Origin of the sequence: Gemmobacter aquarius (genome assembly GCF_003060865.1) — a bacterium.
GTDB lineage: Bacteria > Pseudomonadota > Alphaproteobacteria > Rhodobacterales > Rhodobacteraceae > Paragemmobacter > Paragemmobacter aquarius.
Genome location: NZ_CP028919.1, coordinates 135,497 through 162,194, shown reverse-complemented (window position 1 = coordinate 162,194; position 26,698 = coordinate 135,497). Strand labels below are relative to the sequence as shown.

At 62.8% G+C, this 26,698-nt stretch carries 31 protein-coding genes and 1 pseudogene; 20 read left to right on the top strand and 12 right to left on the bottom strand.

What is annotated here, in order from left to right; genetic code table 11:
- The first annotated feature begins 174 nt into the window (after window positions 1–174).
- Window positions 175–387, top strand: coding sequence for a hypothetical protein (locus HYN69_RS18600; RefSeq protein ID WP_108437417.1), 213 nt, complete (start codon window positions 175–177; stop codon window positions 385–387).
- A gap of 75 nt (window positions 388–462) precedes the next feature.
- On the opposite strand, the gene HYN69_RS18595 is transcribed toward HYN69_RS18600, so the two are convergent.
- Window positions 463–711, bottom strand: coding sequence for a YMGG-like glycine zipper-containing protein (locus HYN69_RS18595; RefSeq protein WP_108437416.1), 249 nt, complete (start codon window positions 709–711; stop codon window positions 463–465).
- A 130-nt stretch (window positions 712–841) separates the two neighbouring features.
- On the bottom strand, window positions 842–1,015 hold the full coding sequence (locus HYN69_RS18590; protein ID WP_108437415.1) for a DUF1328 domain-containing protein: 174 nt from the start codon (window positions 1,013–1,015) through the stop codon (window positions 842–844).
- A 273-nt stretch (window positions 1,016–1,288) separates the two neighbouring features.
- On the opposite strand from HYN69_RS18590, the gene HYN69_RS18585 reads away from it, so the two are divergent.
- The 6 genes from HYN69_RS18585 (at window position 1,289) to HYN69_RS18560 (ending at window position 4,641) form a co-directional block, all read left to right on the top strand.
- On the top strand, window positions 1,289–1,966 hold the full coding sequence (locus HYN69_RS18585) for an ATP synthase subunit B family protein (RefSeq protein WP_108437414.1): 678 nt from the start codon (window positions 1,289–1,291) through the stop codon (window positions 1,964–1,966).
- On the top strand, window positions 1,963–2,367 hold the full coding sequence (locus HYN69_RS18580; protein WP_159082555.1) for a phage holin family protein: 405 nt from the start codon (window positions 1,963–1,965) through the stop codon (window positions 2,365–2,367). The genes HYN69_RS18585 and HYN69_RS18580 overlap by 4 nt, the downstream gene beginning before the upstream one ends.
- A complete protein-coding gene (locus HYN69_RS18575; RefSeq protein ID WP_108437412.1) occupies window positions 2,367–2,744 on the top strand; it encodes a DUF3618 domain-containing protein in 378 nt (125 codons plus the stop codon). Before HYN69_RS18580 ends, HYN69_RS18575 begins: the two co-directional genes overlap by 1 nt.
- Window positions 2,723–3,286: a hypothetical protein gene (locus HYN69_RS18570; RefSeq protein WP_108437411.1), complete on the top strand. Its 564-nt coding sequence runs from the start codon at window positions 2,723–2,725 to the stop codon at window positions 3,284–3,286. The genes HYN69_RS18575 and HYN69_RS18570 overlap by 22 nt, the downstream gene beginning before the upstream one ends.
- A 74-nt stretch (window positions 3,287–3,360) precedes the next feature.
- Window positions 3,361–3,846, top strand: coding sequence for a hypothetical protein (locus tag HYN69_RS18565; protein WP_108437410.1), 486 nt, complete (start codon window positions 3,361–3,363; stop codon window positions 3,844–3,846).
- Window positions 3,847–3,993: 147 nt separating this feature from the next.
- Window positions 3,994–4,641 carry a response regulator transcription factor gene (locus HYN69_RS18560; RefSeq protein WP_108437409.1) on the top strand — a complete coding sequence of 216 codons (648 nt, stop codon included), beginning with the start codon at window positions 3,994–3,996 and terminating at the stop codon, window positions 4,639–4,641.
- A 15-nt stretch (window positions 4,642–4,656) separates the two neighbouring features.
- On the opposite strand, the gene scpB is transcribed toward HYN69_RS18560, so the two are convergent.
- Together scpB and HYN69_RS18550 are read right to left on the bottom strand one after the other, a co-directional pair.
- Window positions 4,657–5,250 carry an SMC-Scp complex subunit ScpB gene (scpB, locus tag HYN69_RS18555; protein WP_108437408.1) on the bottom strand — a complete coding sequence of 198 codons (594 nt, stop codon included), beginning with the start codon at window positions 5,248–5,250 and terminating at the stop codon, window positions 4,657–4,659.
- 2 nt (window positions 5,251–5,252) lie between these two features.
- Window positions 5,253–6,155, bottom strand: coding sequence for a DUF1403 family protein (locus HYN69_RS18550; RefSeq protein ID WP_108437407.1), 903 nt, complete (start codon window positions 6,153–6,155; stop codon window positions 5,253–5,255).
- A 533-nt stretch (window positions 6,156–6,688) separates the two neighbouring features.
- On the opposite strand from HYN69_RS18550, the gene HYN69_RS21835 reads away from it, so the two are divergent.
- Entirely contained in the window at window positions 6,689–7,186 is a 498-nt protein-coding gene (locus tag HYN69_RS21835) for a site-specific integrase (RefSeq protein WP_108437406.1), read from the top strand.
- Between the two features lie 73 nt (window positions 7,187–7,259).
- Here the strand turns inward: HYN69_RS21835 and HYN69_RS18540 are convergent, their stop codons facing one another.
- Window positions 7,260–8,333, bottom strand: coding sequence for a ParB/RepB/Spo0J family partition protein (locus HYN69_RS18540; RefSeq protein WP_108437405.1), 1,074 nt, complete (start codon window positions 8,331–8,333; stop codon window positions 7,260–7,262).
- Window positions 8,330–9,637, bottom strand: coding sequence for an AAA family ATPase (locus HYN69_RS18535; protein ID WP_108437404.1), 1,308 nt, complete (start codon window positions 9,635–9,637; stop codon window positions 8,330–8,332). Before HYN69_RS18535 ends, HYN69_RS18540 begins: the two co-directional genes overlap by 4 nt.
- Before the next feature lie 505 nt (window positions 9,638–10,142).
- Between HYN69_RS18535 and HYN69_RS18530 the strand changes: the two genes are divergently transcribed.
- The 5 genes from HYN69_RS18530 to HYN69_RS18510 all read left to right on the top strand — a co-directional run bounded on the left by HYN69_RS18530 (window position 10,143) and on the right by HYN69_RS18510 (window position 14,057).
- Window positions 10,143–10,826 (top strand): DnaA N-terminal domain-containing protein, encoded by a 684-nt coding sequence (locus HYN69_RS18530; protein ID WP_108437403.1) that lies wholly within the window; start codon window positions 10,143–10,145, stop codon window positions 10,824–10,826.
- Window positions 10,827–11,065: 239 nt separating this feature from the next.
- Entirely contained in the window at window positions 11,066–12,052 is a 987-nt protein-coding gene (gene tauA / locus HYN69_RS18525) for a taurine ABC transporter substrate-binding protein (protein WP_108437402.1), read from the top strand.
- A 53-nt stretch (window positions 12,053–12,105) separates the two neighbouring features.
- On the top strand, window positions 12,106–12,894 hold the full coding sequence (locus tag HYN69_RS18520; RefSeq protein WP_108437401.1) for a taurine ABC transporter ATP-binding protein: 789 nt from the start codon (window positions 12,106–12,108) through the stop codon (window positions 12,892–12,894).
- On the top strand, window positions 12,891–13,745 hold the full coding sequence (locus tag HYN69_RS18515; protein ID WP_108437400.1) for an ABC transporter permease subunit: 855 nt from the start codon (window positions 12,891–12,893) through the stop codon (window positions 13,743–13,745). Before HYN69_RS18520 ends, HYN69_RS18515 begins: the two co-directional genes overlap by 4 nt.
- Window positions 13,746–13,859: 114 nt before the next feature.
- Window positions 13,860–14,057, top strand: a complete 198-nt coding sequence (locus tag HYN69_RS18510; protein ID WP_108437399.1) for a type II toxin-antitoxin system CcdA family antitoxin — start codon at window positions 13,860–13,862, stop codon at window positions 14,055–14,057.
- 114 nt (window positions 14,058–14,171) lie between these two features.
- On the opposite strand, the gene HYN69_RS18505 is transcribed toward HYN69_RS18510, so the two are convergent.
- From HYN69_RS18505 to HYN69_RS18490, 4 genes and pseudogenes are all read right to left on the bottom strand, one after another.
- On the bottom strand, window positions 14,172–15,260 hold the full coding sequence (locus HYN69_RS18505) for a substrate-binding domain-containing protein (RefSeq protein WP_108437398.1): 1,089 nt from the start codon (window positions 15,258–15,260) through the stop codon (window positions 14,172–14,174).
- A gap of 36 nt (window positions 15,261–15,296) precedes the next feature.
- Window positions 15,297–16,313: an ABC transporter permease gene (locus tag HYN69_RS18500; protein ID WP_108437397.1), complete on the bottom strand. Its 1,017-nt coding sequence runs from the start codon at window positions 16,311–16,313 to the stop codon at window positions 15,297–15,299.
- A gap of 10 nt (window positions 16,314–16,323) precedes the next feature.
- Window positions 16,324–17,816: pseudogene (locus HYN69_RS18495) on the bottom strand (sugar ABC transporter ATP-binding protein).
- A 244-nt stretch (window positions 17,817–18,060) separates the two neighbouring features.
- Entirely contained in the window at window positions 18,061–18,951 is an 891-nt protein-coding gene (locus tag HYN69_RS18490) for an SMP-30/gluconolactonase/LRE family protein (protein WP_108437396.1), read from the bottom strand.
- Window positions 18,952–19,015: 64 nt separating this feature from the next.
- On the opposite strand from HYN69_RS18490, the gene HYN69_RS18485 reads away from it, so the two are divergent.
- A complete protein-coding gene (locus HYN69_RS18485; RefSeq protein WP_108437395.1) occupies window positions 19,016–19,432 on the top strand; it encodes a GlcG/HbpS family heme-binding protein in 417 nt (138 codons plus the stop codon).
- Window positions 19,433–19,490: 58 nt separating this feature from the next.
- Here the strand turns inward: HYN69_RS18485 and HYN69_RS18480 are convergent, their stop codons facing one another.
- Both HYN69_RS18480 and HYN69_RS18475 read right to left on the bottom strand, forming a co-directional pair.
- On the bottom strand, window positions 19,491–20,522 hold the full coding sequence (locus HYN69_RS18480) for an L-idonate 5-dehydrogenase (protein WP_108437394.1): 1,032 nt from the start codon (window positions 20,520–20,522) through the stop codon (window positions 19,491–19,493).
- On the bottom strand, window positions 20,522–21,463 hold the full coding sequence (locus HYN69_RS18475; protein WP_108437393.1) for a 2-hydroxyacid dehydrogenase: 942 nt from the start codon (window positions 21,461–21,463) through the stop codon (window positions 20,522–20,524). The genes HYN69_RS18480 and HYN69_RS18475 overlap by 1 nt, the downstream gene beginning before the upstream one ends.
- A gap of 92 nt (window positions 21,464–21,555) precedes the next feature.
- On the opposite strand from HYN69_RS18475, the gene HYN69_RS18470 reads away from it, so the two are divergent.
- The 6 genes from HYN69_RS18470 to HYN69_RS18445 all read left to right on the top strand — a co-directional run bounded on the left by HYN69_RS18470 (window position 21,556) and on the right by HYN69_RS18445 (window position 26,355).
- Window positions 21,556–22,311, top strand: a complete 756-nt coding sequence (locus tag HYN69_RS18470; protein ID WP_108437392.1) for an SDR family oxidoreductase — start codon at window positions 21,556–21,558, stop codon at window positions 22,309–22,311.
- Window positions 22,308–22,793, top strand: a complete 486-nt coding sequence (locus HYN69_RS18465; protein ID WP_230426594.1) for a gluconokinase — start codon at window positions 22,308–22,310, stop codon at window positions 22,791–22,793. The genes HYN69_RS18470 and HYN69_RS18465 overlap by 4 nt, the downstream gene beginning before the upstream one ends.
- On the top strand, window positions 22,790–23,674 hold the full coding sequence (locus tag HYN69_RS18460) for an NAD(P)-dependent oxidoreductase (RefSeq protein WP_108437391.1): 885 nt from the start codon (window positions 22,790–22,792) through the stop codon (window positions 23,672–23,674). The genes HYN69_RS18465 and HYN69_RS18460 overlap by 4 nt, the downstream gene beginning before the upstream one ends.
- Entirely contained in the window at window positions 23,671–24,003 is a 333-nt protein-coding gene (locus HYN69_RS18455; RefSeq protein ID WP_108437390.1) for a hypothetical protein, read from the top strand. The genes HYN69_RS18460 and HYN69_RS18455 overlap by 4 nt, the downstream gene beginning before the upstream one ends.
- 57 nt (window positions 24,004–24,060) lie before the next feature.
- Window positions 24,061–25,077, top strand: coding sequence for a LacI family DNA-binding transcriptional regulator (locus tag HYN69_RS18450; RefSeq protein ID WP_108437389.1), 1,017 nt, complete (start codon window positions 24,061–24,063; stop codon window positions 25,075–25,077).
- 408 nt (window positions 25,078–25,485) lie between these two features.
- Complete coding sequence (locus tag HYN69_RS18445) at window positions 25,486–26,355, top strand: MBL fold metallo-hydrolase (RefSeq protein WP_230426596.1); 870 nt, start codon at window positions 25,486–25,488, stop codon at window positions 26,353–26,355.
- The last annotated feature ends 343 nt before the right edge of the window (window positions 26,356–26,698 follow it).

Below are 26,698 nucleotides of genomic sequence, written 5' to 3'. Positions count from 1 at the left end.
CCGACCGCGCCCGACGCCCAAGGCGATAACCCATTTAAAACCGTGTCCAAAGTTACACAGTTTTGCAATAATCCAACTTTTTGCAGACGGTTCGCGCGTTCATGTGGACCCCAAATGCGTCCGTATCGTTCCCGAAGAACAAAAAACACCAAACAGGCAAAGGATAACCGTGCCATGCAACGCCCCACCACCGGGCCGCTTTGGCCACCGACCGACGACTCCGTCGAAAACAGCTTGCGCCGGGCTTATCTGCGGACGCCCCCGCTGCCTTCGGCTGACCAAGGCATTCCCGACAGATTTCACGCCCTGCTCGACAACCTGAACGACGCGCTCCAGCGAACCGATCTGCGCCCCGATCTGCGCCCCGATCTGCGACAGACAGCCTAGAGCATCAAAAAACCGGCAGGCCCGAAAGCCCGCCGGTCCGGCCACCAGAGCCCTCTGCCGGCCCCTAGCGTGGCCTTAGCACGCGGCCGTAAAGGTCGATCCGTCCGCGCGACGATAGATGCACTGGCCCGCGGTATTGCGGCCAATCATCGATCCTGCGGCAGCCCCCGCGACGCCACCGATCACGGCACCCGTCAGACCATCATCTGCCACGGCCGAACCGATGGCCGCACCGGCAGCGGCCCCTGCGAGCGTGTTCTGCTGCTGCGTCTCGCAGGCTGCCAAAAGGCCGACCAGCGGCAGCGCGATCATAAGTCTGTTCATCGAAGGGATCTCCCGTGTTGTTGCACGACCCAACGGACAAAGCCCCGCAAGGTTCCGGCAGCGCTCAAAACTGCGGCCGCCGCGAACGGTGTCGCGGCGGCCGGTCGAAACGTGATGAAGCCGGAGAGTGTCACAGGGGCGGACGACCCCTTACGGCCCGCGCGATCAACGCGATGACAAAAAGGATGATGAACACGATAAACAGGAATTGTGCAATTCCTGCCGAAGCGCCCGCAATCCCGCCGAACCCCAAAAGCCCTGCAATCAAAGCGATCACAAGGAAAGCAAGAGCCCATCCAAGCATTTCGGTTTCTCCTTTACGCTGTTGGCCTTGGCTTGGCGCCAACGCTTCGCTCGGGCCGCGGTTCCCGTCTGCACGTCCTTGCCTGCCTGCTGTTGCACTCGGAACATTCCACTCATGGTTGCGTTCTCACAACGCTACATCCGGGGCACCGCTCCCGGTCCATTCCGCCCAAAGCGCAGGAGAATCCGGCCCATGTATTCCTTGTTCACCATCATCGGCATCGTGGTCGTCGCGCTCGCGGTCATCAATTTCATCGGCTGAGGAGCAGACAACATGACCCAATCGAACCAGTCCGGAACCGACACCGGATCAATCACCGATACCGCCCGCAAGGCCGCAGAAGACCTCAAGGAAACCGGCCGCGAAGCGCTGAGCGGCGCAAAATCCGTGATAGGCAGCACCATGTCCGACCTCAAGGCAGGCGCAACCGCCAAGGCCGAGGAAGTGCGCGAAACCATCGCCGACGAGGGCGAGCGCATGGCTTCGTCCCTGCGCGAAGCCGCCGGACAGCAATCAGGCATGCAGGGGCGCGTATTGGAAACGATGGCAAGTGGCGTGGCTTCGGTATCCGACACGATCCGTTCGCGCGATGTCTCGACCCTGATGTCCGACATCCAGTCCTATGCCAAGCGCAACCCCGCGATCTTCGTGGCTGCAGCTGCCGCCGCAGGACTTTTGCTTGCCCGCCTTGCCGCGCAGGCAGGACGCTCGCAAGAAGATAGCCTGGGCAACTATGGTCGCACCGGAACCCAGGCGGGCGATATGGGCGCGGGCCTGTCGCAGGGCGGCATGGGCCGTTCGTCGATGGGTTCGAGCTACGGCTCCGGCTCCAGCGGTGCCGGCATGGGCGGCAACCCCGACGACATGGCAGGCGACAGCATGAAATCGACGGGCGGCGAGGATTCGATCGGCTCGATGGGTCGCGGCCCATCGATGGGGGGCAACCTGTGACAGACACAAGCAGCTCCACCGACCATCGCTCGACGGCGGACCTGATCTCGTCTGCCTTCCAGCATGTAAACGGGCTTGTGCGAGGGGAAATTTCCCTCGCCAAGGCCGAGATACAGGAAAGCATGAAATACATGCTGGCGGGCATCGGAATGATGGCCGCCGCCGCGGTCATGGTGATCGTCTCGCTCAACGTCTTTGCGGCCGCCATCGTCGCGGGCCTGACTGAAGCCGGGCTTCACCCCGGCTGGGCCGCCTTCCTGACCGGCGTCTTCTTTCTGGTCGCCGCAGGCATCCTCGCGATGATCGGCAAAAAAGCGCTCGACCCTGAAAACCTGATGCCCACCCGCACCGCACGCAACGTGCGGCGCGATGCCGAAACCGTAAAGGAGGCGACACGCTGATGGCCGATACAACAAACGACCCCCGCGATATCGAGGCCGATCTCGAACAGGTCAGGTCAGGTCTCGCGTCTGACTTGGACGAACTGTCGAACCGCGCCTCGATTGACTATGTTGCGCGGGAAGCTCTGGGCATGCTCAAGCTGAACACGACCGACGCGACACGGACAATCGATCGCGCGATGCGTGATAATCCGGTTGCCTTTGGTTTGATCGGCCTTGGTCTGGCATGGATGGTTATGGGGGCAATAAAGGCTCTAACGCAGCCAAATCTTCGTATGGTAGCTCTTACGGACTACACGGTGACGATCCCGACCCCGACTGGCACCGAAACGTCGGCGGGCTTCGCACCAAAGCGATGGACGCACTGTCGCGTATAGAATCCGAGGCCCGCTCTGCCGCAGGTTCGCTGCAGTCGAAACTTTCGGATCAAGTTGAACATGCACGCGACTACGCAGCCGACCGCGCATCGGTGGTCGAGGGGTTCACTGCCGACCTGCGCCAGAACATCGCGCAGGGTCTCGAACACCTATCCGAGTCCGCGCGCGAACAGGTGATGGCAGCACGTGAGCAAAGCTATGCCGCGTGGCTGCGTGCCGAGCGCGTCGTAAAGGGCGGCTCGCGCGAGATCGTAACCCTAGTCGAGGAACACCCCGTGGCGGTGGGCGCGGTCGCGCTTGCCGTCGGTGCCGTCGCAGGCATGGCCTTTATAAAGAGCGGCGAGGCCGACCGTAACAGCCCTGCCTACTGGACCAAGGGCCAAGGCCGTACGGCCAATCCCGTTCGCAGCGTCTATCGCAGCACGGCCGACGGCACAGGCAGCGCGTCTTCCGGCATCGTCAGCACCGGCGGCGCGGGCAGTCCGGATGGCAACCTTGCCATGCCAGACAACAACCCCTCTGGAACCGTGCCGCCGAGGTAAGCGGAACCCCGGCCCGCCTCGGCGCGTTTCCTTCGTGCCGGGGCTTTCCGCCCCAAAAAGCGAAAGGACGATCCATGATCCGTAAAACTCTCGCGGCCGCTCTGGCAGCCACCCTCTTTGCAGGAGCGGTCTTTGCCGACGAAAACACCCAAGTCCGCGATATCGATGTCGAAGCCGACATTGCCGCAATCAACAATCCGGCCGCCGCTGCCTATTGGACCAACGTGGCCGACGATCTCGAAAACGCGATCGTAGCGCGCATCACGAACCGGACATCCGACGACGGCGTGAAGATCTCGGTCGACATTTCAGAGGTGGAACTTGCGAACGCTTTTGAAAACGTCACTAACGTCGCAGAAACCAAAATGGTGGGACAGGTCAACGTCACAAGCGACACTGACAATACCGAGTTCAATTCCTACGAACTCACCGTCAGCGTGGAAGAAGCCCTGCCCTTCTTTCCGCCGGGAACAACCGTCGTGATGATCACGCGCGATACACCCGAATATTACAAAGCGATGGTCGAGGCTTTCGCCGAAGCCGTTGTGAAACGGCTCTGACCCAGCCCGAAGCGCAGCCCCGCCCGCTACGAACCGGGCGGGGGATTCTTTAGAATATTTTTCCGACAGGAAACCGCCGATAGGCGCGGAACCCTGCCCCTTTCTGCGGGATTAGAGCCGCAAAGCTACATCAAACCGGAGGCCCACATGCAGAGCGGCACGACTTGCCTCGACATTGCGATCCTCGATCAAAACCCGCTTCTTGCCAGTGGCATTTCGGCGCTGCTGGAACGGCAGGAAGGCCTGCGCGCCACTGCACTTGCCGTAACCTCCGACCTTGACATGCGCGAAGCAGCATCCGGTCCTTTCGACCTCGTGATTGTCGATCCTTCCGAATTCGCAATGACTCCGCAAGCCATGGTAGGCCAGTTGCGTCATATGTTTGGCGAAGCTCGCCTTATCGGCTACTCGTCCACTGACAACCCGGGTCTTGCCCGCGCCTGTCTCGCGCATGGATTTCGTGCGTTCCTGTCCAAGACGATCAGCTTCGACGCCCTACGCACCGCAATCACCGCCGTGAAATCGGGCGCTATCTATCTTGATCCCCGCTATGCTAGCGCAATATTGGCCACGCCTGCAGTGAACCACCCGCCCGCCCCGGCCCGCAGCCTGACCGAGCGCGAAACCTACGTCCTCAAATCGGTTGCCCGCGGCAAAAGCCTCAAGGAAATCGGTTACGAACTCGCGCTCTCGTCCAAAACCGTCGAGACGTATAAAGCCCGCGGCACATCGAAGCTCAACATCTCCGGCCGTCGCCAGATCGTCGAATACGCTATCCGCTCCGGCTGGGTCTGACACGCTGCGTCGCCCCTACCTATCAGATCGCTCGGCCAGTCCGGCATCATCAAGTTGCTCTTGGTCCGGCAAATCGCGCAACGACTGCATCGCGAAAGCGGCAAGAAACGCATCGGTCGTGACAAAGGTATAGGGCGCGCCGCGACGTGGTTCGCGTGGGCCGGTGGCGATCAGATTGCGCTCGGCCAGCCGTCCGATCAGGTCGCGGCTGATCTCCTTGCCGAAAATCTCCTTCAACCCGTCGCGGCTGACCGGTTGGTGAAAGGCAATCGCTGCCAGAACGGCCAAATCGAACTCCGACAGGTTCAATGTCTGGCGCCCGACGTCGGCCGCAGCGCGGATTGCGGGCGCATAGGCGGGTTTCGTCCGTAAAGACCAGCCATTTCCAATCTGCGCCACGTAATAGGGCCGACCAGCGAGGTCTGACGCCAGATCTTCGATCAAGAGATCGACCGAAGCCCCCTGCCCTATCACCCGCGCCAGATCGGCGCGCCCGACAGGCGACGCGCTGGCAAACAACACCGCCTCTATCCGGCGCATCCACTCTCGCCAGCGCAGATCAGGCGGAAGATCGGCCAACTCGCGGTCAAGCTTTGCCCCTTGCGCCATTCTCAGACTCCATACAGCCGGAAGGTATCCCGCCCGGTCAACTCGCGCAGCGCACCCAACTCGACCAAGCGCTCGCACAACCGCCGCGCAGCACGGTCCGACAGTCTGTCGCGCATCTCTCTGGCCAGCGCCGCCGGGGCCAGCGCGTCCCGCGACAGAAAAAGATCGACCGCCAGCGCCGCCCCCTTGGCACGCAATTTCGGCAACACCACCCGCAGCCGGGCAGCCCCTCGTGCCACAGTGCTTGCCGTCTGCAGCGCTTGCCCGGCCCCGGCGACCACGGCCCGATGACACGACAGCCGCAGGTCATCCCCTCGCAGGCGCAGATCGCGGGGCGTCAGGCGCAGCGCCAATAGCGGCAGAACATGCGACAAGCCCAGAGACTTTGCCAGCACTGCATCGGCAAGGATCAACGCTGCCGTCTCGGCGCGCGGATTGTCGGTCAGTAAAGCCTCCAAAACCTGCGCCGCCCGGTCCACGGGTGTCGGCCCTGTGGCGCCCAGACAAAGAGCAATTTGCTCAGCCCCGACCCCATCGATCACCTTGGCCAGATGCGCGACCGAGATCGGGCGCGCCACCGCACGCGACCATTGCCGCAGGATCGTTCCCAGCGGGCCCGGATCGTCGCCCGCCTTTGTCAGATGCAGCGCGTCACGCATGGAACTGGCCGTTTCACGGCGACCCGCGAGGCTGGCGCAAACCTCTGCCGCTGCCAATGCCAGCCGGTCACGCCAAAGTGCATGCGGCAGATCAGAGGCGACGGTCACACAGCCCAGATGCGCCAAGGCCGCACCAGACCGAAACGCCGCCGCTTCAAATGTATTCACTGATGCAGACAGAACCCAACCCGGCAGCGGGGCAAGCTCGGGCAAGGTATCGCAGGTATCGGCGCGCGGTTTCATCATGCCGCCATCCTACTTCTTCGCGGCGCTTTCGGCTACCGTTTTGGGTCAAAAACGCCGCAACCTTTTGATGATCGCTATGTCCGATAATCTTGCATTATCGGACATCATCCGGTTATCGTCGAGAGATGGTTGAAACCGCATCCCCAGCGCTGTCGAACCGCGCCCGGCCAGCCCGCTGGGACAGCCCGGCATTGGCGCGCCAATCCGCCTCGGACAATACGCTTAAGGCCTACGCCAAGGACTGGGCTCAGTTTTCACGCTGGTGCCGCCTTCGTGGCGTGCCTGACTTACCCCCCTCGCCCGAAATAATCGCCCTCTATTTGGCAGACCTCGCTTCCCCGCGGGGAAAGCAGGCTCTCTCCGTCGCCTCGATCGAAAGGCGCCTATCCGGCCTGGTCTGGGGCTATTCCCGACGTGGCGCCCCGCTTGACCGCAATGATCGACAGATCACCGTCACCCTAGCCAGTATCCGGCGACAGCACACACGCCCCCCCGCACGGAAAGAGGCAGTCAGTCCAGACGACTTGATCGCAATGCTCGACACGCTGCCCCGCGACCTGCGCGGACTTCGCGACCGTGCCATCCTTCTGATCGGCTTTGCAGGCGGTCTACGCCGATCCGAGATCGTCTCGATCGACCTTTGCACGGATGACACGCCTGGGATTGGCGGCTGTATAGCCATCACAGAAGACCGCGCGGTCATCACCCTTCCGGGCAAAGCCGGCCAAGGCAAAGTCGAAATCGCCCGCGGAACCAACGACCAGACCTGCCCTGTCCACGCCCTGACGCAATGGCTCCACTTTGCCAAGATCGACGATGGACCGATCTTCGTCGGCGTCACCCGTGACGGCCGCAGGGCCACCGGAAGACGCCTTGGCGACAAGCACGTCGCCCGCCTTGTGAAACAAACAGCCCAGGCGGCGGGACTGCGACCAGACCTGCCAGAAGCGCAGCGAATTCGTCTCTACTCTAGCCAATCTCTGCGTTCCGGCCGTACCAGAACCGCCGCGCCAGATCCGGCACCAGCCTGAACAAGGCTGCCGCCATCTGATCTGCTGACCGGCACGCAAAGCGCCGGTCGGACATGTTCCCCGCGGGGAAACCTCAGTCGAGGGCCGCAAAGAAAGCGGCCACAGCGGCTTCAAGCCGATCACGCTCGACAGCGCTGAAATCACGGTCCAACCGCAACTCCACACGCCCCGGAACAGCTGTGCACTTCACTTCGCCACCCGCCATCGGCAACCGAAGCGTCGTTTTCCCCCGCGTGGCAGACCGCCCGCCGCCGCCGCGCACAACCTCTCTTTCTGGCTGTGCCTCGGCAAAAGCACGCAGAATGGCAAGTTCTTGCTCTGCCGTGCGCGCGGGCACCGCAGCAAGACTGCGCGCCAAAACCGCTGCCGACCCGGCCTCGTTCTCGATCCGACTTGCGACCGCCAGGCCCAGAGCCCGCGAAATGGCCTCGGCGTGGTCAAGCGAACTTTCCATCGCCCGCATGAGAAAGGCGAACCGACGCACATAACTGCGCTTCTGCGGGTTGGCGGTGGCGAATAACAGGTTGACTGCTTGATCCAGGTCACGACACCCCGTTGCCTCATCTTGCGTATAGGCTCGGGCAAGGTTTGCCATCTCGGCCCAAGAAATATCCTTGCGAACCATGTTCTCGTCGACCATGCGCCGGTACAAGCTGTCCAGCGTTTCGCCCTTGGCCATCAGCCCCGCGGGGATACGCGCATAGGCGGGATCGCCGGTTTCCTCGAACAGCGCACGATAGGCTGACAGACGGCGCCAACCCTGAACCAGCTCGTAGCGTCCGTCACCGACCTGCTCGACCCTGATCGGGTTCGACAACCCCAACGCCTTGATCGAAGCTTTGAGATCGTCGAGGTCGGCATCAACCCGGGCCGAGCGGTCGCGTACGAGCTTGGTCGCATGCACCGCTTCGACAGGGATCGTATCGACCACCAGCCCCAGCTTTTTCAGCCGCACGAATTCATGTGCGAGGCTGTCATTCTCGGCCCGGATGGCAGTTTCGGTAGATTCGCGCTGGCGCAAGGAATCCGCGTTCTCTCCGATCGCCGTGGCCATCGGACCACGCCGCAACCCACCACCTGAAACCACGGGCGGCGGCACATCATCTTCGGGAAGATCTATATCAAAGATACGGCGCTTCTTGGTCATGCCTTATCCTCCAACTTGTCCCATGCCGCGCAGACATTCGTGCGGAATTCTTCGTACGCCTTGTCAAAGGTGGCACGCGCGCGCCGCCACGTTTCGCGGGTCATGTCACGATAATCGATTTCATATATCGACGACAGGAACCGGTTCGATTGCTCGACGGCTCTGGTGTGTTCGATGGGGAACTCGGTCACCCGGTCACCGAAGACCTTTCGGAAGGCGTCGAACATGGCCCGATGCAAATCATTGCCAGGCTCGAACCGCGTCAGCAGAAACCTAATGTCGAGGAAGGCTTTCGGCAGCGGCACTTTCCCTGCAGGGAACTGCCCTTCGAATCCCGCCGACAAATCGCCCAAGGCTTCGGACAACTGGCCGATGAAGGACGTGGTGGAATCATATTCCCAGTAACCGGGGCCCGAGGGGATGTACAAAACATCCGCAGCAAAGACGGCGTTCATAGACTGGTAACCGATCGCAGGCGGGCAGTCGAAGATGATCATGTCATAAGCATCGTCAGGAAGCTGGTCGAGCCAACGCGACACGGCGGCAAAGAACGACCAATCCGGGTTCATGTGACGATACTGCGCCGACGCAAATTCAACGAAGGCCGCATTGGCGCAGGACGGGACGATATCGATCGTACTCCAGCAGGTCGGCTTGATGAAATCGGGCGCCCGCAGATCGCCAAGCCCCATCTCGGTAATGCTCGCCGGAAGCTTGCGACGGGGCAGGGCGGCTCCGCTCTCGGCCCCTTGCGCGGCACGGTTCATCCGATCCGTCTCATGCACCAGATCACGGGCCATGATACCCCAGACCGTATGCTCCTCGTTCACATCCGAAAGGCCCATGGAATGGCTCAACGTCGCCTGCGGGTCGAAATCCACGCATAGCACGCGATACCCGTCAAGCGCGGCTGCATGGGCGAAGTGCAGCGCTACGGTCGACTTGCCCGCCCCGCCCTTGAAGTTTGCCACCGCCACACGGATTGCCCGCTTTCCCGCAGGGCGGTACGGCAGCAGGCTCTTGCGGTTCACCTTCATCTTGCGCCGCATCTCGTTGATCTCGTCGAGGCTGAACCACCGCTGCCGCCCGTCCTCCTCGACCTCGCCATCCGGCAGGGCAGGGTCCATTGCCAAGCGCCCGCGAAAGGTCGACTGGTTGACCTTGAAGATAAGCTCCGACACTTCCCAAGACGAAAAGCGCCGAAGCGTCTTTTCCATCTGCGGCGAGAACGTCTGCTTGCGGATCCATCCCTGCATCTTGAGCGACGTGTCGCGCAACTCTTGCAGGTCGCGATGGGTGAACATGTGCTGCCTCATTGTTAATTCCCGTTGTTTTGGAAATTACGCCGAATTTGCATTTCGATCAAACCTAAATATGATGTATTCAGCTTTCCCCGCGGGGAAAGCATAACGCCAACAAAATAAGGGACCGCACCCCGCCGAACCAGCCCGGATCACGCCCGCACCGATTCGCGACCGCCCCCTCATTCATGACGTAGCGCCGCAGGATATTGGGGTGACACCTTGGCCTACCTACCGCAAATTGGGGTGACAAGTCTTAGCGATAGGGTGACATCTTGACTGGCCCCCAATACCATAGAACCGAAAAATTACTGCGCGTTCAGGTCAGTAAGTGGTGGGCGACGAAGCGTCGATCAGCTTTCACTTGACAAAATTCAGCGTCTGGACGCAAATCACTCCAAGGTCGGCAATAACACCGAGATAACGGGAACCAACCTTCCAACCGGGCATTCGCAGCCAGGCTGGACAAAGAGCAGAGACGCGGTTCACCGCAGACAGGAGCAAGGAGATGCAAATCGTCCGGCCCGTTGGGCGGCAGGCGGCTTCGCGAAAATATGATCTCCTCACCGCACTGGGTGCCTATGCGTGTCGGGGCGACAAACATTTCCAAAGACTGGTTCTCCGTTTCATCACGCTGATCGTCGCCCGCTACAACTGGCAGTCCGACGAAATCATGGTGGGCCAAAGGGAAATGGCCGCCATGTGGTCGGTCGACGAACGCACAGTGAAGCGCGAGGTGGCAAAACTGCGCGCCCTCGGTTGGTTGGTCCAGAAGCGCGCTGCCGTGCGGGGCAGGGTGGCCGTACATGGGCTCGACCTCTCGGCAATCCTTTCAGCCACCTCGGACACATGGGAAGCTGTCGGGCCCGACTTCGTCGAACGCATGCGCGGCCCTGAAGTGGCGACTGCCGAACCTACGAATGTCGTAGCCTTCCCTGGCGTCACCGCCCCACCTGCCGACGGCTCGCTTTGGTCACGCGCCCAATCGCGGCTCATGTCCGAAGACCCCGCACTCTACGCCGCATGGTTCCGCCAGCTTGCCAGCGTCGGTGCGACAGGTGGCGTCATCGAGCTGACCGCCCCGACACGGTTTCACGCAACCTTCGTGATCACGCACCATCTTTCGCGCATCCTCGCGGCACTCAGGCGCGAGGATGCCTCGATCCACGCTGTAACCATCGCATCCGATTAGATATTGGCCCTGCCGCGTGTTTGTCTGCCGATAGGGCAGGGGCAGACAAACCTGCCTTTAAACCTCATGGAAAAAACGTGCTGCGATCCAGAAGATCGCGTGTACAAAATTCTCTTTACGGGCATCCGGGTTTTCACAAAGCCCGGAAACCCTTGACGTTCTAAACGAAGCCATAGCTGACTTTGCCACCATTCCAACCAAGGCGGCAGAAGGCCGTTCCAACAAGGAGCAACCGGGACATGCGTAACACACTGAAAACCCTGATGATCGGCACCGCGACCCTTGCGGTCACCGCTGGCATGGGCATGGCCGAAACCATCATCATCGGCAACTTCGGCAGCCCGACCCCGATGCAGGTCGCACGCGCCAACAAAGCCTTTGACGCGGCCACCGGCTGGGAGATCGAGTGGCGGACCTTTGGTTCGGGCACCGAAGTGATTGCCGCGATGGCGAGCGGAGACGTCACGATCGCCGAACTTGGCTCCTCCCCCCTCGCTATCGGTGCAAGCCAGGGCGTCGACTTGCAACTCTTCATGATCGCGCAGGGCCTCGGCACAGCGGAAAGCTTGATCGCCAAGGAAGGATCGGGCATCGAAAAGCTCGAAGACCTCAAGGGCAAGAAGGTTGCCGTCCCTGTCGGCTCGACCGCGCATTACTCGCTGATGGGTGGCCTTACCCATGTCGGCATCGCCGAAAGCGATGTCACGATTGTCAACCTGCCCGCCGACCAGATTGCCGCCGCATGGGATTCGGGTCAGGTCGATGCCGCCTTCATCTGGCAGCCCGTCCAAAGCCAAATCCTGCAAACCGGCAAATTCATCGTCGGCGCCGACCAGACCGCGCAATGGGGTTACCCCACTTTCGACGGCTGGGTGGTGAACGCGGAATTCGCTGCTGCCAACGCGGACAAGATGGCAGCCTTTGCCAAGGTGATGGATGACGCCAACAAGGCCTATCTCGCCAATCCCGACGCATGGACGGCAGACAGCGCCGAGGTGAAGACAATCGCCGAAGTCACCGGTGCCGATCCGGCACAGGTGCCCGACATCCTCAAGGGCTTCACTTTCATCCCCCTGGCCGACCAGCTGGGTGATGCATGGCTCGGCGGGGCGGTGGCGAACATGAAGACCACCGCCGACTTTCTCGTGAAAGCCGGACGTATCGACACGGCGATTGACGATTATGCGCCTTACGTGAATACCACCATCGCCGAAGCAGCGAAGTAAGACGTCGTGGGCGCGGCATCCCCGCGCCCACACCCTCATTCTGCGGACCCAGTATGGCCCTCCACGTTGACCAAGCCTCCGTCGTCTTTCCCTCTGCCGATCGCCGCCCCCCGACCGAGGCGCTGCGTGCCATCGATCTGACCATCGAGAACGATGATTTCGTCGTCGCACTCGGCGCATCGGGCTGCGGCAAATCCACGCTCCTCAACCTGATCGCGGGCTTCCTGCAACCTACCACGGGCCAGATCCTGCTTGACGGTCACCCCGTCCAAGGCCCCGGCGCCGACCGTTCGGTCGTGTTCCAGAAACACGCTCTCATGCCGTGGCTCAACGTCGTCGACAACGTCGCCTTCGGCCTTAAATTGCAGGGCATACCCGAAGCTGCCCGCTACAAGGTCGCCGACCGCTTCATCGACCTCCTCGGCCTCAAGGATTTCCGCACTGCCCCCGTATACCAGCTTTCCGGCGGCATGCAGCAGCGCGTCGGCATCGCCCGCGCCCTGACCTGCGACCCCAAGGTTCTGCTCATGGACGAACCCCTCGGCGCGCTCGACGCGCTTACCCGCGAACGGGCACAGGAACTGATTCTTACGATCTGGAACACCACCCACAAGGCCGTTTTCTTCATCACCCATTCGGTGGAAGAGGCGCTCTTCATGGGCACCAAGCTGATCGTCATGTCGCCGCGCCCCGGTCGCATCACCCACCGCTTCGACCTTCCCTTTTCGCGCCGCTTCCTTGCAGGCGAATCGGCCCGCCACGTAAAGGCATCCGCCGAATTCATCGGCTTGCGCGAACAGGTCCTCGAAATCATTTTCGCAGACGAGGAGGCCGCAGCATGACCGACCTTCCCGATGGAAAGATCACAGCCAAACCGCGCGGCAAAGCCCGACCCGTCAAACCGGGTGAAATATACGGGGTGCCGGGGCAGGGCGATACGCTCTGGCTTTCGCTTCTCGCCATCATCGGGTTCTTCGCCCTTTGGTGGTTCGTCACCTTCATGGGCTGGGTGAAACCACTCTTCGTCCCCTCTCCGCAGGCCGTCTTGAAAAAGTTCTTCGACGTCGTGCAGAACGGCTTTACGAACGTCCCCCTGTGGGAACATCTGGGCGTCTCGACTGCTCGGGTCTTTGGCGCATTTCTCCTCGCCTGCGCCGTTGGCATCCCCCTCGGCCTTGCGATGGGAATGTCGCCGGTCATGCGCGGCATCTTCGATCCGGTGATCGAATTTTACCGCCCCATCCCGCCTTTGGCCTATCTGCCGCTGATGATCATCTGGTTCGGCATCGGCGAAACCTCGAAGGTCTTGCTTATATTCCTCTCCGTCCTCGCCCCCGTTACGCTCGGCGCGAGGTCAGGTGTAAAGTCGGCCGCGATCGAGCAGATCCACGCGGCCTACTCCTTTGGCGCGACCCGCTGGCAGGTGCTCTGGCAGGTGATCTTCCCCTCGGCTCTGCCAGAGATTTTGACGGCGATGCGTATCGGAGTGGGCTTTGGCTGGACCACACTCGTTGCTGCCGAAATGGTCGCCGCCACCGAAGGGCTTGGCTACATGGTCCTGACCGCCAGCCAGTTCCTGCAGACCTCGACCGTCATCATGGGTATCTTCGTCATTGCAGCCATCGCTTACGGTTTCGATATGTTGATGCGCTGGGTCGAACGGCGGATCGTTCCCTGGAAAGGGCGCATGTAAACAGCTTTGCCGACCACCCTTGCGATTTGAACATGGCGGTATGTATCGAGGTATGAAAACGGCTGCTTCGACCAAACGCAAAACCTCCCTACGCTTGATTCCGCCGCGCTCGAACTGGCGAAACAGCTGGAAATAAACGTATCCGCCGTTGCCGAGGCAGCCTTGGTGAAAGCCATTGCCGATGTGCGTCAGAAAAACTGGCTGGCCGAGAACGCCACTGCCTTTGCCTCACAGGCCGAATGGCACGAAACGAACGGGCATCCCTTGGCCGACATCATCGCCTCGCCCCTCGGTCAGACGTGGAAACCCTGAATGAACATATCCGCGAACAAGGCGATCGCGTGACGCGCGCCGTCGATATTCCTACGTCCGGCCTATGAAAAAACCCCGCGCTTTAAGCGCGGGGTTTCCTTAACCAGCCACTGATCACTTACCCCAGATCTTCGCGTATTCGTCGCGGTATCCATTGCCAGGATCGAACAGGTTCTTGTCGCCACCGTCAAAGTCGATGTTGGCCTTGGTCACCACGTGCAACGGAGAGGTATAGCCCGACCACGCTTCGCCCTGAACGGCACGGTTCAGCTCGTCCACCAACTGCCAGCCTTGCAGGTTCAGCGGCTCGGCCACTGTCACGGCCTGATATTGCGCGCTACGGATACGCTGATAGGCACTTTCCGACCCGTCACCCGCCGCAACCGCCTTGGGCGCACCGTCACCGGCCACACCGGCTGCTGCAAGGGCAGGGCCCATGAAGTCGAAATAGATGTCGTTGATCGCCAGCGCATGTGTCCAGCTTGCGCCATACTTCTGCAACAGCGCGGTCGTCAGCGAAGGCATCCGCGTCGAGGTTTCGGCAATCGGTGTATCGACATATTCCAGCACGGTGCCGCCAAGTGCCTCGACCGTCTCTTTGATCTTGTCGGCCTTGGCGATCGCGATCGCATAGGTGCTGTCGGTAAAGATCACCACTCCGGGCTTGCCGCCCGCATCGGCAAAGGCCCATTTCGCCGCCGCCGCCGACACTTCCATCGCGTCGGTGGACACGTTGGTGAACAGGCCCGATTTTTCGTCTGGCCCGATTACCGGCCCTGCGTGCCAGCTGACCATCGGAATCCCGGCCGCCTTGGCCTGATCCAGCGATGCCTGCTGTTCCACAGCGTCAAAGCCGTTGATGATGATACCATCGGGCTTCAGCGCCAGCGCCTGCCCGAAAGCCCCCGCCCGCGCCTGCACCGATCCGGCGCCATCCAGCACGGTCACTTCCCAACCGATCTTTGCGGCTGCTTCTTCGACGCCCGTCGTCACGCCAAGCACGCCGCCGTTCTTCATATCGGCCGCGAGCACGACGATCTTCTTGCCCTCCGCCGCCTTCGGCCCTGTGGTCGGCCCGTCCCAGACGGTCTTTTGCCCGGCATATTTCTGCACATCCGCCATTGCATCCGAAACCGCATCGGCAAAGGCCGGCAGCGCCGCGGCAAGTGCAAAGATCGAGGCCGTAAAGGTTCTTCTCAGCATGGTGTCCCTCCCTTGGAACTCTTGAAGTCTAAACCGTCAGGCGCGGCCCTTCTTGCGTTGCGCATAGCCTGCGATGCCGATGGCGATCAGCAGCGTGGTGCCGTTGAACATCGGCTCCACCCAGAACGACCCGCCGAATTGCTGGATGCCGGAAATCCCGACCGCAAGGATCATCACCCCCACGATTGTGCCCCAAACATTGACCCGTCCGGGTTTGATGGTAGTCGATCCTAGAAAGGCACCGACCAGCGCGGGAAGCAGGAATTCGAGACCCACCGAAGCCTGCCCGATCCGCAGCTTCGAGGCGAGCAAAACCCCCGCCAAAGCCGTCATCAACCCCGAGGTGACGAAAGCCCCGATCACGTACTTCCGTGTTGGAATGCCGTTCAACTCGGCTGCCCGTTGGTTCGCGCCGATAGCGTAAAGGAACCGCCCAACGGGCGTGTATTCCAGCACGATCCACATCAGGAAGGTGATTGCCACCACGTAAAACGCCGTGATTGGAAGGCCAAAGATGAAAGTGCCGTTCAGCGCGTAGAACCCGTCGGGCAACACGCCTACCATCTGCCGGCCGCCGGTATGCCACAGCGCCAGCGCGTAAAGCACCGTCCCTGTCCCAAGCGTCGCGATGAAACTGTCGATCCGCGCCACCTCGACCAGAATACCGTTCAGCACGCCGGTAAACACACCTAGGCAAAGCACGATCAATACGGCGACGGGCCAAGGCAATCCCAACTGCGTCTGCAACGAAATCGCCAGAATGTGCCAAAGCACGATCCCGTAACCCACAGTCAGGTCGATCCGCCCGGAAACCATCGGCACCATTGCCGCCAGCGACAACAGCGCGATTATGGCCTTATCCGACAAGATCGCCCGCACGTTAAGCACGGTCGGAAATGTCTCGGGCAGCATCACAGAAAACAGCACGATCAGCCCGAACATCAGGATGACCAACCCGTAGGTCGGTGCCAGCCGCAGCGCTTTTGCCACGCCCGACAGCCCGCGCAACTCGTCCTTGGTCGGCTCGACCGCGTTTGATTCAATACCCGGCATGGTCCGTCCTTCAGGCGGCTTCACCGGCCGACGCGGCCGAGATCAGCGATTGCGTGGAAAGCCCCGCGCCCGACAATTCCGCCACGGGCAACCCGCGGGAAAAGACGATGGCACGGTGGCAGATATTGGCGATTTCCTCGAAGTCGGTCGAAACGACCAGCACGCCCATTCCGGATGCGAGTGCCTTGTAAAGCAGGTGGTAAATCTCGGCCTTCGCACCCACATCAACCCCCGCCGTCGGGTCTTCGGTAATCAAGAGCCGCCGACCGCTGTCCAGCCAGCGCCCCACGACAACCTTCTGCTGGTTCCCCCCGACAGCGCCTCGATCGCCAGCGTCGGGTCGTTGGGCGACAGTCCCACACGGGCCCCCAACTCCTTGGCCATTGCAGCCTCGCGCCCGCCGGCCATCAGGCTAAGCGCCGTCCGTCCGGTGGCCGAGGGGTTCAGAAAGGCGTTCTCGCGGATCGACAGCCCCACCGCGATGCTTTCCTGCACACGGTCCCGCGCCACCAACCCGATCCGTGACCGCATCGCGCTTTGCGGGTTGGTCAGGTCTGGCGCGGCACCATCCAGCAGCACCGACCCCTGAAACCCCATCGCTCCGAACAGCGCCCGCCCGATATCCTCGTGCCCCGCGCCACGCAACCCGGCCAGCCCCAGCAATTCCCCGCGTCTGATCTCGAAGCTGACAGGCCCGACCGCCCCCGTACGCATCTGCTTGACCGTAAGGATCGCAGGCCCCGGCATTACCGCAGGCCGCTCGATCTCGCGGGCTTTCTTGCCCACGATCAGGCTCACCAATTCGTCCGGCGTGGTTGCCACGATGTCGCGCATGCCCACCATCTGCCCGTCGCGCAGCACCGCTACACGGTCGGCGATCTGGAAAATCTCGTCCAGCCGGTGGCTGACGTAAATCATCCCGACGCCCCGCGCCTTTAGCGGGCGCAAAGCGTCGAACAGCCGCTCCACCTCGTCGGCCGGCAGGCTGGCTGTAGGCTCGTCCAGCACCAGAAAGTCGCAATCCGCCGCCAGTGCCCGCGCAATCGCCACCAACGATTTCTGCGTCCGCGTCAGGCTGGAAACCCGCACGGTCGAGGCAAAGCCCGCATCCACCGCCGCCAGCGCCTTGTCGGCCGCGGCTTCGGTTGCGGTCCAGTCGATCCGCCGCCCGCTTTTCACATAACCCAAGGACAGCGCGATATTCTCGGCCACGCTCATCCATTCGATCAACCCGAGGTCCTGGTGGATGAACGCCACCTTCTGCCCGCCGCGCTTTCCGGCGACATGGGCATAGGCCACCCCGTCCACCGAAACGCCACCAACGTCAGGCTTGTGCAGCCCGCCCAGCACCTTGATCAGCGTCGATTTGCCCGCCCCGTTCTCGCCGAGCAGCGCCACGATTTCGCCCCGCCCCACGCGCAACGTCACGCCCCGCAACGCCTTCGTCCCGCCGAACGCCTTTTCGACGCGGTCGAATAACAGGCCGTCCGTGGCCGAAGTCATGCGAAGGCTCCTCCCCGGAAGCTGTAATCTTGATCAAGCATGGCCCCGCACAGCCCGCCCCGTCAAGAAAAAAGTTATCGATAACATTCGCGGGTGCAATCAATGATATGTAATACTAAGCTATTGAAAATAAAAAAAAATTTTTGCAACCGCGTCGCAGCACAAGCCACCGCGCCAAAACATGCCACACCTGCGCGCGCTTCGCGGCCCGAACGCTCTCCGCACCAGCGGAAAGCGAATCGCATCAGGGCCGCTGCATCCCGTTGCGGTTCAAGACGACCGAATAGACCGAGGTCGTCGCCGTGATGAACAACTGATGTTTCGCACGTCCGCCAAAGCACAGGTTCGACACCACCTCCGGCACGAGTACCTTGCCCAAAAGCGTCCCGTCCGGTGCAATGCAATGCACCCCGTCCCGCGCCGACGACCAAAGGTTTCCCTCCGTATCCACCCGCATCCCGTCTGCACATCCGGGGCTGATCGTGTGGAACACGCGGCCCCCGTGCGGCCGCCCCCTCACCATCTCGAACACCCGTATATGCTGCGGATCGGGGTGGAACATCCGCCCCGTATCGGCCACATAAAGCAGGGTCTCGTCGGGCGAGAATGCCAGCCCGTTCGGGCAGGCCATATCGGTGATCACCGCCTCGATCCCTCCCGCAGGGTCCACACGGTAAACATTGCAATGCAGTTCCTGCTCGCCCTTGAATCCTTCGTAATCGGTCATGATCCCGTAATGCGGATCGGTGAACCAGATAGAGCCGTCACGGGCAACCACCACGTCGTTGGGTGAATTCAGCCTCGCGCCCCCATACCCGTCCGCAATCACGGTAACTGATCCGTCCAGCTCGGTACGCGTCACCCGCCGCAAGCCATGCTCGCAGGAAATCAAACGCCCCTCGCGGTCGCGCGTATGGCCGTTGGAATAGTTCGACGGCGCACGGAATGTCGTAACCCCGTCGGGCGTCCAACGCAGGATGCGGTTGTTCGGAATGTCCGAAAACAGAAGGCATCCGGCATCCCCAAACCACACCGGCCCCTCGACCCAGTCGAACCCCGTGGCAATCCGCTTGACCGGCGCGTTGCCCATCACGAACCCGCCGAACCGTGGGTCGATCACCTCAAAACACGACATGGCTTTCCCCTTGCCTCGCAATACCGCTAGTCATGGCGCGACCGATCCGAAACCTGGACAAGCCATGCCCTTCACCGCACCCTCTGTCACCCTGACCGATGACGCAATCCTGACCATGCTCGCCGCCGCTGCCGCCAAGGCCACCGCCATGGGCCAGCCGCAATGCATCGTCATCACCGACACCAGCGCCGTCGTTCTCGGCTCTCTCCGGATGCGCGGCGCCAAGGTGCTCTCCCTCCGATCCGCGACCGCCAAGGCACAAACCGCGGCATCCACCGGACGCCCCAGCGCTGACCTCCCCGAAGCCGTCCGCCCAGCCATCGCCGCCGCCACCAAAGGCGCGATGACCGGCCTCGCAGGCGGTCTGCCCATCCGCATAGATGGACACCTGCTCGGCGGTATCGGTGTCGGTTCCGGCACTGGCGCACAAGATGTCGAGGTCGCCATCGCCGCCCTTGCCGCCATCAACGCCACCGTCTAGCCCTCCGTGGCAACGCCGCCGCGCGGGGGCTCGATGCCCCCCAAGGCGGCACCCGATTTCAGGAAAACACGATCTGCGCCTTCATAGCCTTCGACCTGTCCGACGCGACCAGAAAAGCCTCCTCTGCCTGCGCCAGCGGCACCGTATGGGTGATGAGCGGCTTCACGTCGATCAGCCCTTTCTGCATCAAGCCCACGCCCATTGCGAATTCGGCATGAAAGCGGAACGACCCGCGCAACTCCAGCTCTTTGGCCGTAATGGCCATCATCGGCAAAGCCATGTCGCCGCCAAGGCCAAGCTGCAAGATGACCCCGCGTGGCCGCAGCGCCGCGATGCCAGCGACAAGGGCAGGGGCCGCGCCCGAACATTCATAGAGAACGTCGAAATACCCTTTATCGGCGTTATACTCCACCAACCCTTCAGGTGTGGCAGCGGTATTCACCACCCGATCGGCCCCCGCCTTCAACGCCGAGGCCAGCGTGAATTCCGACAGGTCCACCGCCACGATTTCCGCAGCCCCCGCGCGCCGCGCCGCAAGGATCGCAAGCACCCCGATCGGCCCGCAACCGGTAACCAGCACCCGCTTGCCCACCATCGCACCGGCACGCATGGTCGCATGCAGCGCGACGGCCAGCGGTTCGGCCATCGCCGCCTCGCCCGGGCTCAACCCCTCGGCCTTCACGCATTGCGACGCATCCGCCACCAGCATCTCTCGGAACGCACCCTGTATATGCGGGAACGGCATGGCCGAGCCGTAAAACCGCATATTCAGACACTGGTTTGGCAGGCCCTCAAGACAGAACCTGCACGCGCCGCATGGCCGTGACGGCGACACCGCCACCAGATCGCCTACCGCAAAGCCCGAAACCCCCGCCGCGATCTCCTCGACATAAGCCGATACCTCGTGCCCCAGCACCATCGGCTCTTTCAGCCTTATCGCGCCGAATCCGCCGTGGTTGTAGTAATGCAGGTCCGACCCGCACACGCCCCCGACGGCCAGCCGCAACCGCATCTGCCCCGCACCCAAGGCCTCGTCGGCCAACACCTCGACCCGCAAGTCCTTGGCGGCGTGAATGACGATCCCCTTCATCATATCACCGCCGTCGGCAAAGGCCGCCCCGCGAAATGTGCCTCCAGATTGTCGCGCATCAACTGGCCCATCGCCTGACGCGTCTCATAGGTCCCGCTCGCATGATGCGGCTGCAACAGCACGTTTTTCAGGCCAAGGAAGCGCGGGTTCAGCTTCGGCTCACCCTCGAACACGTCCAGCGCAGCACCGCACAAACGGCCCGCCTCCAGCGCATCCAATAGCGCTTCCTCGTCGATATTCGCTGCACGGCTGACGTTCACCAGCATCCCCGCGGGCCCCAGCGCGGCAATCACATCGGCGTTCACGATGTGACGCGTCGCAGCCGTCGCGGCCAAGGTCACAAACAGAAAATCCGACCGCGCCGCCAGCGCCACCGGATCGGCGATGAATTCCCAAGGCACATCCCTTTTGGCGGTGCTGGAATAGGCGATCTCCATCCCGAACCCCTCCAGCCGCCGCGCCACGCCCGCCCCGATCCGCCCGAGGCCGAGTATCCCCGCCCGTTTCCCGCTCACCTTGCGTTGCAGCGCGAACCCGCCCTTCGACGACCATTCGCCACTCGCGACCCACTCCGCCGCCGCCAGCATCCCGCGCGACAGCATCAGTGCCATGCCGACCGCAAGATCGGCCACGTCTTCGGTCAGAACATCGGGCGTATTCGTCACCCGTATCCCCCGCGACTTACACGCGGCGATATCCACAGCGTCATAGCCCACTCCATAGACCACGATCACCTCCAGCTTCGGACAAGCCGCGATCATCGCCGCACTCGCCCCCAGATCGCCCCGTGTGGCGATCCCGCGCACCTCTGGCCCGACCTTTGCCAGAAACGCCGCCTTGTCCGATGCCTCGAAATAGCGAAGCATGGTAAATGCCGCGTCCAGCGGCACCTGATCCCACTCCGGATAAGAGCCCACTTGTAGAACCTGCGGTTTGGTCATCCTGTCACCTGTGTTCAGGGCGCTTGACAGCGCATGTTATCGATAACATAAACAGGCAATCCCAGCCTTGTCGAGATAAAAAGGAACGCCCCTTGTCACTTCGTCTCTTCGATCTTTCCGGCAAGCGTGCCCTCGTCACGGGCTCCTCGCAAGGCATCGGTTTCGCCCTCGCCCGTGGCCTTGCGGCCGCGGGCTCGCAGGTCGTGCTGAATGGCCGCGATACGGCCAAACTGGCCACCGCAGCAGCCGAAATCGCAGGGTCCGAAACCCTCACCTTCGACGCCACCGATCACCACGCCGTGCGCGCCGCCATCGACACGTTCGAGGCGCAAACCGGCCCCATCGACATCCTGATCAACAACGCAGGCATGCAGCATCGCGCCCCGCTTGAGGATTTCCCCCCCGAAGCTTTCGAGCGCCTGCTACAAACCAACATCTCCACCGTCTTTCACGTGGGCCAGGCCGTCGCCCGCCATATGATCGCGCGGGGCAGGGGCAAGATCATCAACATCGCATCCGTGCAAACCGCACTCGCCCGCCCGTCCATCGCCCCTTACACGGCGACCAAGGGCGCGGTGGGCAATTTGACCAAGGGCATGGCGACCGATTGGGCCAAACACGGCCTCAACTGCAACGCAATCGCCCCGGGCTATTTCGACACCCCGCTCAACGCCGCCCTCGTGGCCGACCCCGCCTTTTCCGCATGGCTGGAAAAACGCACCCCCGCAGGGCGTTGGGGCAATGTCGACGAACTTGTCGGCGCGGCGATCTTCCTCGCATCCGATGCTTCCTCTTTCGTCAACGGCCACATCCTTTATGTCGACGGCGGCATCACGGCCTCGCTATGAAGATCGTGCTGATGGGGGTCGCGGGTTGCGGAAAATCCAGCGTCGGCGCAGCCCTCTCGGCGCTTCTCGCCATGCCTTACATCGACGGTGATGACCTTCACCCTGCTGCCAATGTGGCCAAAATGGCCGCAGGCACGCCGCTCACCGATGATGACCGCTGGCCATGGCTTGACGCCTGCACCGAAACCCTCGCCACGGGAAACATCATCCTCGGCTGCTCCGCCCTCAAACGCGTCTACCGCGACCGCCTCCGCAGGGCAGGGGGGGTGCGCTTCGTCCACCTGTCTGGCACCCGCGACCTGATCGCGGCGCGCATGGCGCAGCGTAGCGGCCATTACATGCCGCTCTCGCTGCTCGACAGCCAGTTCGCCGCGCTTGAGCCTCCCGCGCCGGACGAGAACGCCCTCACGATCTCTATCGGACCTACACCGAAATCCATCGCAACTGCCATTGCCGCGCAACTGACAGGGACCACCCCATGACCCACACAGCCCTGATCGGAGCAGGCGCAATGGGCGGCGCCATCGGCGCCCGCATTGCCAGCACCGGAACCACCCTCCACGTCTTCGACCTCGATCCTGCAAAAATCGCTTCCCTGACCGCCCTCGGCGCCACCGCCGCCCCCAGCGCGGCACAGGCCGCAACGGGCGCCCGCGCCGTCATCCTTTCCCTCAACGCGCCCCAAATCGTCCGCGCCGCCGTCTTCGGTCCGAACGGAGTCGCCGCAGGCGCGGCACGGGGCACGCTTATAATCGACATGTCCTCGATCGACCCCGAAGCCACCCGCGCCCTCTCCGCCGAGGCGAAATCGCACGGCCTGCGCTGGGTCGACAGCCCCCTTTCGGGTGGCATCCCCAAAGCCGCCACGGGCGAGCTTACCCTGATGCAAGGCGGCGCACCGGAAGATGTCGCCGAAGCGCAAGAGATTTTGAAAAACCTCGCCAGCAACCAAACCCACATGGGTCCGGCAGGCGCAGGCCAGACAACCAAGCTGATCAATCAGGTGCTCTGTGGTCTCACATTCCTCGCCGTTGCCGAAGCAACCGCCCTTGCCGAAGCCGCCGGAGTCGATGTGACCCGCATCCCCCAAGCCCTCGCCGGAGGCCGCGCCGACTCGGCGATCCTGCAAGAGTACCTCCCCCGCTTCGCCGCCCGCGACTACCGCCGCACGGGGCGCATCGACAACATGGTCAAAGACCTCGACGGCGCCGCCGCCCTCGCCCGCGCCGCCATGATCCCGATGCCGCTGACCGCAGCCTGCGCCGAGGTTCACCGCATGCTCACCGCTGCGGGCTTGGGCGGCGAAGACCAGGCCGCCCTGATGGAATTCTTCAAAGGCCCCCGAAAGGACATCTTCCAATGATCACCCGCTACGCCCTGTTCGAAGGCTCGATCCACGCAGGCCAAACCGAAGCCTTCCGCGTCGCCGTCCTGACCGAGCTTCTGCCCACATGGCAGGCCTTCCCCGGCGCCAGTTCTGTCCGCGTCACCTTTGCCGACAGCCGCGATGACGGTGCGCCGGAAATCCCGCTCATCCTTGCCACCAACTACCCCGACCAGGTGGCGCTCGATATGGCGCTCGCCAGCCCGCAGCGCATTGCCTCACGCGCCGCCACGCAATCTGTAACTGCCCGCTTCTTCACTGGCCGCATCCACCACCATGTCACCATCGCCCACGAATACCCGCTCTGAACTTGCGCCGCCTGCATCGCCACGGCTACATCAAGGCAAAGCACAGCAGGATACCGCATGATCCCCCCGCGCAAGGCCCCCATCATGGCCGATGTCGCCCGCCTCGCGGGGGTTTCACCCATGACCGTCTCGCGCGCCTTTAAACGTGACGGCTCCGTCTCGGATGCCACGCGCCAATCCATCCTCGATGCCGCCGACCGCTTGGGTTATGTCTTCGACGCCACCGCCTCGAACCTGCGCTCGCAGCGCACGGATTTCGTGGCCGTCACGGTGCCTTCCATTAACAACGCCAACTTTGCCGAAACCCTGCGTGGGCTCTCCGAAGGATTAAAGGAACGCGGTCTGCAAATCCTGCTCGGCTACACCAATTACGACATGGCCGAGGAAGAACGCCTCGTCGAACAACTGCTCCGCCGCCGCCCCGAAGCCATCGTCGTTACGGGGGGTAAACACACCGACCGCTGCCGCCGCCTGCTGGAGAACGCGTCGATTCCCGTGGTCGAAACATGGGACCTGCCCGCCAGCCCCATCGGCCATGTCGTCGGCTTCTCCAACGCCGCCGCTGTGCGCGGCATGGTCGATCATTTCGTCGCCCGCGGTCTGACCCGTATCGCCTTCATCGGCGGTGATGCCGACCGCGATACCCGTGGCACAGACCGCCGCGCCGGTTTCATCGCGGCGATGAAGGCTCACGGCCTTGACGCAACTCGCCTCATAGCCGCAGGTACGCCGCCGATCTCGATGCGCGAAGGGGCCCAAGCTATGGGCCGCCTTCTCGAAACCCTACCCGACACCGAAGCGGTCATCTGCGTTTCCGACCTCTCGGCTTACGGCGCGCTCACTGAATGCCAGCGCCGGGGCGTCGACGTTCCCGACCGCATCGCCGTAGCCGGTTTCGGCGACTACGAGATCGCATCGATCTGCGTTCCCTCGCTCACAACCATCGACCCGCACCCCCACCGCATCGGCACCCAGACTGCTGCCTTGATCCTGAACGCACTCGGGGGGCGCATCACCGCCCCCGCCATCGAGCAGATCAGCCCCGCGCTCCTTATCCGCGAAAGCGCCCGCTAGGGAACAGTGCCGCCCGCCCGCGCATTGCCTTGGAAGAATTCCAAAGGAAGCGCCAAGATGATCCGAACCCCAATCCACCGCCTCCTCGATGTCGCGTCCGCCGCCGCGCTGCTGATTGCGCCCACCGTCCTGCACCCCACCCCGCGCACTGCACGCGCCATAATGGCCGTCGGTGTCGGCCTCGCCGCGGTGACCGCCCTTACCCGCTACAGCCGCGACCAGCGCAAGCCGGTCCCGATGAAAGCGCATCTGTTGCTCGATGCCATTCAGGGCGCCGGATTCCTCGCCGCCGGTCTGGCCTTGCAGAACCAGCCCAAACCAGTGCGCGTGGCCATGGCCGGGTATGGGGCCTTCTCGCTTGCCGTGGTCGCCGCCTCGGAACGCAACCCGCAGCGCAGCACCAGGCAAATCCCGCTTGCGCGCAGCGCCGTAACCGGCCAGCGCATCGGAGGCGCACTGATCGAGGTCGCATCCGACATCGCCTACCGCCGCCTCGGCATCGTCAACGTCGCCTTCCTCGGCACGCCCGGTGCGGGTGACAGGGGTTGGGTCCTGATCGATGCCGGGCTGCCGGGATCGGCACGCGCCATTGCCGCCGCCGCCGCCCACCGCTTCGGCCCCACCGCACGACCCGCCGCAATCATCCTGACCCACGGACATTTCGACCACGTCGGCGCCCTCAAGGCCCTCGCTGAAAAGTGGGAGGCGCCGATCTACGCCCACCCACTCGAACACCCTTACCTCGTCGGCCTTCGAAGCTACCCCGAAGCCGACCCGGGCGTCGGAGGTGGCCTCATGTCCGCCCTCTCGCCGCTCTACCCGCGCCACCCGATCGAGGTGACCGACCGCCTCTTTCCGTTGCCGCCCGATGGCACCATCCCCGGTGCGCCGGGCTGGCAGTGGCTCCACACGCCGGGTCACACCCCAGGCCATGTCGCGCTGTGGCGCGCTTCCGACCGCACGCTTCTGTCTGGCGATGCCATCATTACCACGCGTCAGGAATCAGCCGCCTCGGTCACGACGCAGACCCCCGAACTGCACGGCCCGCCAGCCTATTTCACGCCCGACTGGCAGGCTGCGGAACATTCCATCCGGCTGCTAGCCGGGCTTCGCCCCGCGCACATCCTGTCCGGCCATGGTCGTGCTGTATCAGGGCCAGCCCTTCTGCCTGCTCTGGACGATCTTGCCGGCCTCGATCTGCAAAGCCTCTTTTCGCCAGTCTTCAACCCAAAGGGCCTGCCTGCCTTTGTGGAAGATATGCTGCAGACGGTGACTTAGGGAGTTAAGCCAGTTAAGGGCATGCCGCTTTTGTTTGACGATAAAGTATCCCGGCAAACGCTCGCCCCGGCAGCCATGCCGTGACGCCAAGCCGTCGATGCAACTCTCATTCCCGACCGATCTTACAGGGGCGACAGTAAACGCCAGACCGCGATCTGTCCGGATGCACCATTCCTTCAGCCGCAGATCAAGCGGGGCGACCAGCGGCAGCGCGCAGCCCAGAAAAGCCATGGCCCCGCTGCGCGACCAGAACAGCGCCGTGGTCAGCGACGGGAAATGATGCGCGTGGCACAGCTCATGCCCGCACCCGTTGCCCCCAATCCAGACCGACCGGCTGTAGCTG